The 7612-nt window shown below is 74.1% G+C and carries 6 protein-coding genes; 2 read left to right on the plus strand and 4 right to left on the minus strand.

What is annotated here, in order from left to right; all coding sequences use genetic code 11:
• Window positions 1–16: 16 nt before the first annotated feature.
• Window positions 17–793, minus strand: coding sequence for a MerR family transcriptional regulator (locus CCN39_RS06280; protein WP_086839268.1), 777 nt, complete (start codon window positions 791–793; stop codon window positions 17–19).
• 53 nt (window positions 794–846) lie between these two features.
• On the opposite strand from CCN39_RS06280, the gene CCN39_RS06285 reads away from it, so the two are divergent.
• On the plus strand, window positions 847–2112 hold the full coding sequence (locus CCN39_RS06285; RefSeq protein WP_244210640.1) for an amidohydrolase family protein: 1266 nt from the start codon (window positions 847–849) through the stop codon (window positions 2110–2112).
• Window positions 2113–2246: 134 nt separating this feature from the next.
• On the opposite strand, the gene CCN39_RS06290 is transcribed toward CCN39_RS06285, so the two are convergent.
• The 3 genes from CCN39_RS06290 to CCN39_RS06300 are packed head-to-tail and all read right to left on the minus strand — an operon-like array spanning window position 2247 to window position 7192.
• Window positions 2247–3806 carry a caspase, EACC1-associated type gene (locus tag CCN39_RS06290; protein WP_086839272.1) on the minus strand — a complete coding sequence of 520 codons (1560 nt, stop codon included), beginning with the start codon at window positions 3804–3806 and terminating at the stop codon, window positions 2247–2249.
• 30 nt (window positions 3807–3836) lie between these two features.
• The gene (locus tag CCN39_RS06295; protein WP_086839274.1) at window positions 3837–5798 is read right to left on the minus strand and encodes a vWA domain-containing protein; all 1962 of its coding nucleotides are present in this window, start codon (window positions 5796–5798) and stop codon (window positions 3837–3839) included.
• Window positions 5795–7192, minus strand: coding sequence for an ATP-binding protein (locus CCN39_RS06300; protein WP_086839276.1), 1398 nt, complete (start codon window positions 7190–7192; stop codon window positions 5795–5797). Before CCN39_RS06300 ends, CCN39_RS06295 begins: the two co-directional genes overlap by 4 nt.
• Before the next feature lie 100 nt (window positions 7193–7292).
• On the opposite strand from CCN39_RS06300, the gene CCN39_RS06305 reads away from it, so the two are divergent.
• On the plus strand, window positions 7293–7612 hold a 320-nt coding region (locus CCN39_RS06305), incomplete at its 3' end, for an Rv1486c family protein (RefSeq protein WP_491844418.1).

Raw genomic sequence — 7612 nt, forward strand, 5'->3', positions numbered from 1 at the left:
TGTAAGGGCTGGTGGGTCACCGCTTCCCGAGCGGTGGGACGAGCCTCACGCGCGCGTACGCTTCGATCGCCCGTGCCAGCCACGCCGGGAGCGCGGGATCGGCCTGCTCGGCCAGGGCCCGCTGGCGGGGATCGGTGACGTACAGCCCGCCCATCGCCGCGTAGGCCGCGGCCGTCGGCGGCCAGAAGTGGCTCACGGACGCGTGGTGCTCGGCGACGGCGTCGAGCGCGGCGGGGTCTTCCGGCGCCGCACCGGAGCGCATGACGGCGGCCAGCCGCCGGAACAGTGCCGCGCTGCGGGCGGCGGCGTGCTCGTAGTCGGCGGCGGTGAACTGCTCCTGGGCGGCCTGGGCGGTGTCGAAGGCCGCGGCGGCACCCTCGCCGAACGTCTCACGGTAGCTCTGCCGCATGGCGGCGCCGTCCTTGCGCAGCCCGGCGAAGAACCGGTCCGGGTCGCCGATCCGGGCGCGGCCGAGGTCGGTGATCGTCTCCTCGACGGTGGCGATGACCCGGTCGAGGCGGCGCCGCTCCTGTTCGAGCTGGGCCAGGTGCCCGCGCAGCGCGGCGGCCTCGTCGACCTGGTCGCCCAGCACGGCCCCGATCTCGGCCAGGCCGAGCCCGAGCCGGCGCAGCAGCAGGATGCGCTGCAGGCGCAGCAGTTCGGGCCGGCCGTACCAGCGGTAGCCGTTCGCCGCCACCGAAGCCGGGGTGAGCAGGCCGATCGCGTCGTAGTGGCGCAGCATCCGCGCCGAGACACCGGACGCCTTCGCGACCTGGCTGATCGAGTACTGCATCCCTTCAGCTTGAAGTTGACCTTGACACGATGTCAACTTTTACCGTGGCCGGGGTGACCACGACCATCACCGGCGCCCGCGTCTTCGACGGCGAGCGCCTCACCGACCACACCGCGGTCCGCATCGCGGACGGCCGCATCGCCGCGGTCGGCGCCGACACGCTGCGCCGGCCCGGCGACGAGCACGTCGACGCCCGCGGCGGCACCCTGCTGCCCGGCCTGATCGACGCCCACGTGCACCTGCTGCCCGGCGCGCTCCGGCAGGCGCTCACCTTCGGCGTCACGACCGTGCTGGACATGTTCAGCAAGCCGGACACGGTCCGGGACGCCCTGGCCCGCGCCGCGCAACCGGACTGCGCCGACGTGCGGTCCTCCAGCGTCGGGGCCACGGCGCCCGGCGGGCACCCGAGCCTGATGTACGCGCCCTTCCCGGCCGTGACCGGACCGCGGGACGCCGAGCGGTTCGTCGCCGACCGCGTCGCCGAAGGCGCGGCGCACCTCAAGGTCCTCTACGACGACGGCACCGGCGGCGGGCCGATGCCGATGCCGTCACTGGACGTGCCGACGATCGCCGCGCTGACCGAAGCCGCGCACGCGGCCGGCCTGGTCGTCGCCGCCCACGTGCCGACCGCGCGCGGGGCCCTGGACCTGCTGCCCACCGGGGTGGACGTGCTGGCCCACGTCCCGTTCGACGCGCTGGCCCCGCACCAGGTCGACGCGATCGCCGCGGCGGGTGTCGCGGTGATCTCGACGCTGTCGATCGCCGACGGCTTCCCCGGCGGTTCGCTGCTCGACGAACCCGCGCTGGTCTCCCGGCTGGGGCTCGCGTGGTGTGCCGTCCTCGAACGGCAGGCGCAGCGGTGGCTGCCGCCGCGGCTGCCGGACTTCGCGGCCGCGCGCGGCAACGCCCGGCTGCTGCACGACGCCGGCGTGCCGGTGCTGGCCGGGACGGACGCGCCGAACCCGGGCACCGTGCACGGCGCGAGCCTGCACCGGGAGCTGGGGTACCTGGTGGCCGCCGGGCTGCCCCCGGCCGCCGCGCTCGCCGCCGCGACCGCCCGCCCCGCCGCCGTGTTCGGGCTGGCCGACCGCGGCCGGATCCGGGCGGGGCTGCGCGCGGACCTCGTCCTGGTCCCGGGACGTCCCGACGAGGACATCGCCGCGACGCAGCAGGTCGCGGCCGTCTGGAAGCGAGGCGCCCGGGCGGACCCGACGGGCTACCCCGGCTCGGCCGACGAGCGAGCGGGCTTGGACGCGTTGCGGGCCCAGACCGCCAAGGTGATCGCCGCCGTCCGCGACCGGCTGGGCGTGCGGCGGTGAGCCCGATCGAGATCCGGCACGAGGAGAACGGCGAGCTCCTCGGCCACCTCCGGCGATCCCCTGGCCGGGCAGCCCGAGCACGGCCGGTGGATCGCCCCCGGCCGTGCGCATCCGGCGCCGGTGAGACCGGGCGATCAGGCTTGCGCGGCGTCGTCCTCGCCGTCGGCGGCGGCGGGTTCGGCGGCGGCAGGTTCATCTTCGGCCGATGCCCCGCCGGCCTGTTCGTACGGCGTCCAGGCGATCTGCACCTCGCTGACGCCCGCCTCGCGGACCAACGTCCCGAAACCGGTCGGCTTCGGCGCCTGGGCGACGGACCCCCAGCGGCCTTCGCCGTTCATCAGCAACGCCGCGGCACCACCTTCGGCGAGGGCGGTCAGCACGGGATCGGCGCTGTGCGGCTCGGCGGCCACCACGAGGTGCAGGCCGAGCTCGTGCGCGTCCGGGATCAGCTCGGCCAGCGGCTCGAGGAGGTTGTCCGGCCCGCGGACGAAGTCGAAGTCGTCGATGACGAGCACCAGCTCCGGGCCGGGCCAGTGCCCGCCGTGCCGCTTGCGCATCGAGAGGACCACTTCCTCCAGCATCGAGGTCACCTGCGTCGCGTTCACGCCGTAGCCGAGCAGGTGGTCCCCGGTGAGGAAGCCCAGCAGGGTCCGCCGGAAGTCGAAGAGCATGATCAGCAGCTCCTTGGCCGACCACCGCTCGGCCAGCCCGCCGACGACCGCGCGCAGCACGTTCGTCTTGCCCGCCCCGACGTCCCCGAGCACCACCAGGTGCTGGTCGGTGAAGAAGTCCAGGTACGCCGGCAGGGCGCCGTCGACGTGGTAGCCGATCGGGACCCAGCGCGGGTTGGGCTGCAGGTGCGCCGGCGGCAGGTGCCGCTTGTGCAGGTGCTTCGCCCGGGCCGTGACGGTCCGCGCCGGGGCCACCGCGACGTTCTTCGCGAGCGCCAGCTGCTCGGCGGTCTCGGTGTTGCGCTGCTGCGGTTTGGGCAGGCCCGCGGCGGTGTGGGCCTGGAGCAGGGCCCGGTAGGCCTCGCTGAGGGTGATCACGTCGCCGCCGCCGGGGATCCCGCGGCGCAGCAACGACAGCAGCTCACCGGTGAACGCCGTGTGCTCCGCGTCGGCCGGGGCGATCGACGGCCGGTTCGCCGGGGAGGACGTCATCGTGTACGTCCCGGCGATCGCGATCTGGGACGCGCCGACCGACGACGGGTCGGCCATCGTTTCGATGGCCAAGCCGGAGAAGCAGCAATCGAGCAGCAGCACGCGGTTGCGCGCCGGGCTGCCGGCGATGGCCCGGCGGACCCACTCGAACGGCAACGACGTGAACACCGGGTGGTCCGGGTTCGTCCCGCCCAGCCCGAGGTGCAGTTCGCCGCGCTCGTCGACCAGGCCGTGCCCGGCGTAGTAGACGATCAGGGTGTCTTCCGCCGCCGCGGCCTCCTCGGCGAGGGTGACACCCACCCGGCTCGGGTCGGCGGAGTCGGCGATGGTGGTGCTGTGCTCCGGCAGGCACACGCCGATCGCCGGGTCGGTCAGCACGGACCGCAGCGCGGCCAGGTTGTTGCCCACCGCGGGCAGGTCGTGCAGCCGCGGGTCGGCGTAGGCGGCCGTGCCGATCAGGATGAGCCGGGTCCCGGCCGGGTCCGGCAGCCGGGGTCCGTCGATCATGCCGGGACCGGTGTCGACCCGCATCGCCCGTCCTCCCCTCGGCCGCGGCCGATCCTACCGCCGGGTGCGCAGGTAGTCCCCCACCACCGCCGCGCCCAGGCCGTCCAGGTCCGGCGCGATCACCCGGCCGCCGGAGCGGCGGGCGATCAGGTCGACGAAGGACGTCAGCCGCGGGTCGTCGCCGAGGCGGAACACCGAGATCGACGCGCCGAGCTTGGCCAGGCGGTCCACTTCGGACAGTGTCTTGAGGAGGGTCCGGGGCTGCGGCGGGTAGTCGAAGACCGCCTCGCCGTCGGGTTCCAGGTGGGCCGTCGGCTCGCCGTCGGTGACCATCAGGACCACCGGCTGGGCGTCCGGGTGCCGCCGCAGGTGCTGCCCGGCGAGCAGCAGCCCGTGGTGGGCGTTCGTGCCCTGTTCCCACGCTCCCTCCAGGCCGACCAGCTCCGGCAGCTCCACCGACTGGGCGTAGCGGCCGAACGTGATCAGCTGCAGGGCGTCGTTGCGGAAGCGGGTGCTGATCAGCTGGTGCAGCGCGAGCGCCGTGCGCTTCATCGGCAGCCAGCGGTTTTCCTGCACCATCGACCACGACGTGTCGACGAGCAGCGCCACCGCCGCGCGCGTCCGGTGCTCGGTCTCGACCACTTCGACGTCCTCGACGTCGAGCCGCACCTGCCGCTCCCCCACCGAAACCGACCGGAGCACGGCGTTGCGGATGGTCCGCGGCACGTCCCAGGGCTGCATGTCCCCGAACCGCCACGGCCGGGACGCGCCGGTGGGCTCGCCGGCCGCGCCGGCCGACTCCGTTTCGCGCTCGCCGGTCTTGCCGCGCAGGGCGTTCACGATGTCGGACAGCGCCGTCTCGCCGAGGCGCCGCAACGCCTTGGGCGACAACCGGAGCGAGCCGTCGGCGGCGCGTTCGAACAGGCCCTGGCGGCGCAGTTCGCGCTCCAGCTCGGCCAGCCGCCGGGCGTCGACGCCGGCGTCCTTGCCGAGCTGGCGTTCGAGCGATTCCAGGTCGATGTCCTCCAGCCGCGCGCCCGGGTAGGACTGGCTGAGCTGCTCGGCCAGCGCGTCGAGCTCGGCGAGGTCCGCCATCGCCTGGGCGCCTTCCCCCATGCCCAGGGGGTTCTTGCCGCGGAAGCGCGCCGACCCCGTCCAGTCCTCGCCCGGCCGCGCCGCCTGCAGCTGACCGTCCAACCGGGACAGTTGCTGGGCCAGGCGCGGGTCGCCGAAGGCCTGCTGGGTCAGCTCCGCGAGTTCCGCGCGCTGCTCGGCGGACATCGAGTTGAGCATCCGCTGCGCGGCCGCCGACCGCTCGGCCAGCGCGTCGATCAGCTCTTCGACGTTGCGCGGGTTCTCCGGGAAGAACTCGCCGTGCTTGCCCATGAAGTCTTCGAAACGCTGCTGGATGTCCTCCGCGCCCTGGGCGTGCGCGGCGAGCAGGTCGTTGAGGTCGGAGAGCATCTCGTTGATCCGCTCGACGTCCTCCGGCCCGGCGTTCTGCAGCGCCTGCTTCATGCCCTGGAACCGGGACTCCATCAGCTCCTGGCCCAGCAGGTCCCGGATCTGCTGGTAGTTCTCCCGGCCCTGCTCGGACCGCCAGTCGTAGTTCGCGAGCTCGGTGACGGCCGCGGCCGTGCCCGGTGGCAGCGCGTCGAGCTGGGCCTCCCGGAACCGGGCGTCGTCGTCCGGGTCCGGGAACAGCTCGCGGCGTTCGGCGTCGAGGGCCTCCTGCAGCAGGCGCTGGACCTCCTGCAGGGTGCCGTCGAGGTTGTTGCGCCGCTGGATCTGCGACCGGCGCTGCCAGAGCCGCCGGGTCAGCTCGTCGAGGCCCGCGGTGCGGTGCGTGCCGCGCCGCAGCATTTCCTCCAGCGCGGCCCTCGGCGAGGCCCCGGCCATGACGTCCTGGCCGATCTCGTCGAGCGCGTCGCGCAGGTCGGCCGGCGGCGCGAGGGGATCCGGCCCGTCGTGCCACGGGCCGTAGGAGTAGCCGTCGGGAAGCGGGATGGCGGTCATCGGCCGTAGACGGTCGTCGCGTCGTCGGAGTCCTTGGCGAGCCTTCGCGACAGGAACAGCGATTCGAGGGCGAGTTCGACGGCGGCCGCGATCCGCCCGGCGGGCTCGTCGGCGGCGACACCGGCGCGCCGGGCGACCTCGTGCAGCACCGGCAGTTCGGGCAGGGCTTCGAGGACGTCCTTGCCCGGGACGCGCTCGCCGGTGGCGACCAGGTGGCCGTCGGCGACCGCGTCGGCCAGTGGCCGCAGGTCGAGGCCGGCGAACCGGTCGCGCGCGGTCTCGGCGATCGCGAGGCGCAGCAGGTGCACGAGGTGCTCGATCTCGCGGCCTTCTTCGCCGGGTTCGAACTCGATCTTGCCGCGCAGCACCGACGGGACGGCGTCGAGGTCGACCGGGCGCGCCACGGCGGGCTCCTCCCCGGTCAGCGCCGAGCGCCGCAGGGCCGCGGCCGCCACGGTTTCCGCCGCGGCGACGGCGAACCGCGCCGAGACGCCGGAGCGCTGGTCGATCACCGTGGACTCGCGGAGGTTCCGGACGAACCGGGCGAGGACTTCGAGCAGCGGCTCGCCGACTTCGGCGACGAGGTTCGCCTCCTGCCGGACGACGGCGACCTCCGACTCGACGTCGAGGGGGTAGTGGGTGCGGATCTCGGCGCCGAAGCGGTCCTTCAGCGGGGTGATGATCCGGCCGCGGTTGGTGTAGTCCTCGGGGTTCGCGGTGGCGACGAGCAGGACGTCGAGGGGCAGCCGCAGCGTGTAGCCGCGGACCTGGATGTCGCGCTCCTCCATCACGTTGAGCAGCGCGACCTGGATGCGCTCGGCGAGGTCGGGCAGCTCGTTGATGGCGACGATGCCGCGGTGGGCACGCGGGACGAGACCGAAGTGGATGGTCTCGGGGTCGCCCAGGCTGCGGCCTTCGGCGACCTTCACCGGGTCGACGTCGCCGATCAGGTCACCGACCGAGGTGTCCGGCGTGGCGAGCTTTTCGGTGTAGCGCTCGGAGCGGTGGCGCCAGGCCACCGGCAGGTCGTCGCCGAGTTCGGCGGCGCGCCGGATCGACGCGGGCGTGATCGGCTGCAGCGGGTGTTCGCCCAGCTCGGAGCCCTCGATGACGGGTGTCCACTCGTCGAGCAGGCCGGCCAGGGTGCGCAGCAGGCGCGTCTTGCCCTGGCCGCGTTCGCCGAGCAGGACGACGTCGTGCCCGGCCAGCAGCGCGCGTTCCAGCTGCGGCAGCACGGTGCGGGAGAACCCGACGATGCCGGGCCAGGCGTCCTCGCCGTTCTTGAGGGCGGTCAGCAGGTTGTCGTGGATCTCTCGGGCGATCGTGCGCGGCTCGTACCCGGCCGCGCGCAGGGCCCCGGCGGTGCGGGGAAGAGCGTCTGGAACAGCGTTCACCTCCTCGACGCTACTGCCGGATCGGCGGTGCGTCGATGTGGAGCGGCTCCAGCGTGGGCGCGCTCCCGGCACCGCGAGCGAGCCGGTAAAATAGGGCGTCGTGTGCCGTCCCAGTGCGACTTTCGCCGTCTGGTCGAGCGCGTGGCTCAACGGGGCCGCCGCGTCCGACGATGTCCTCGATGCCCTGCTCGCGTGGGGTGAGGCCCATGACGTCGTGGCCGCCGACGCGGCCGCGGCCGAGGCGTTCGCGCTCCCGCTGGCGTTCAACCGGGCGGCCACCCCGGTGCAGCTGCTGATGGCGCTGCGTTCGCAGGGAGCGAAATCGCTGCACCTGGTGCTCCCGGTCCCGGGCGACGTCCGCGGCCTGGGTGGCGGCGGCCCGTTCACCGAAGCGGCCCTGCGCTCGGGCGACGCGCTGGT

The organism is Amycolatopsis kentuckyensis, from assembly GCF_002155975.1.
Taxonomy (GTDB): domain Bacteria; phylum Actinomycetota; class Actinomycetes; order Mycobacteriales; family Pseudonocardiaceae; genus Amycolatopsis; species Amycolatopsis kentuckyensis.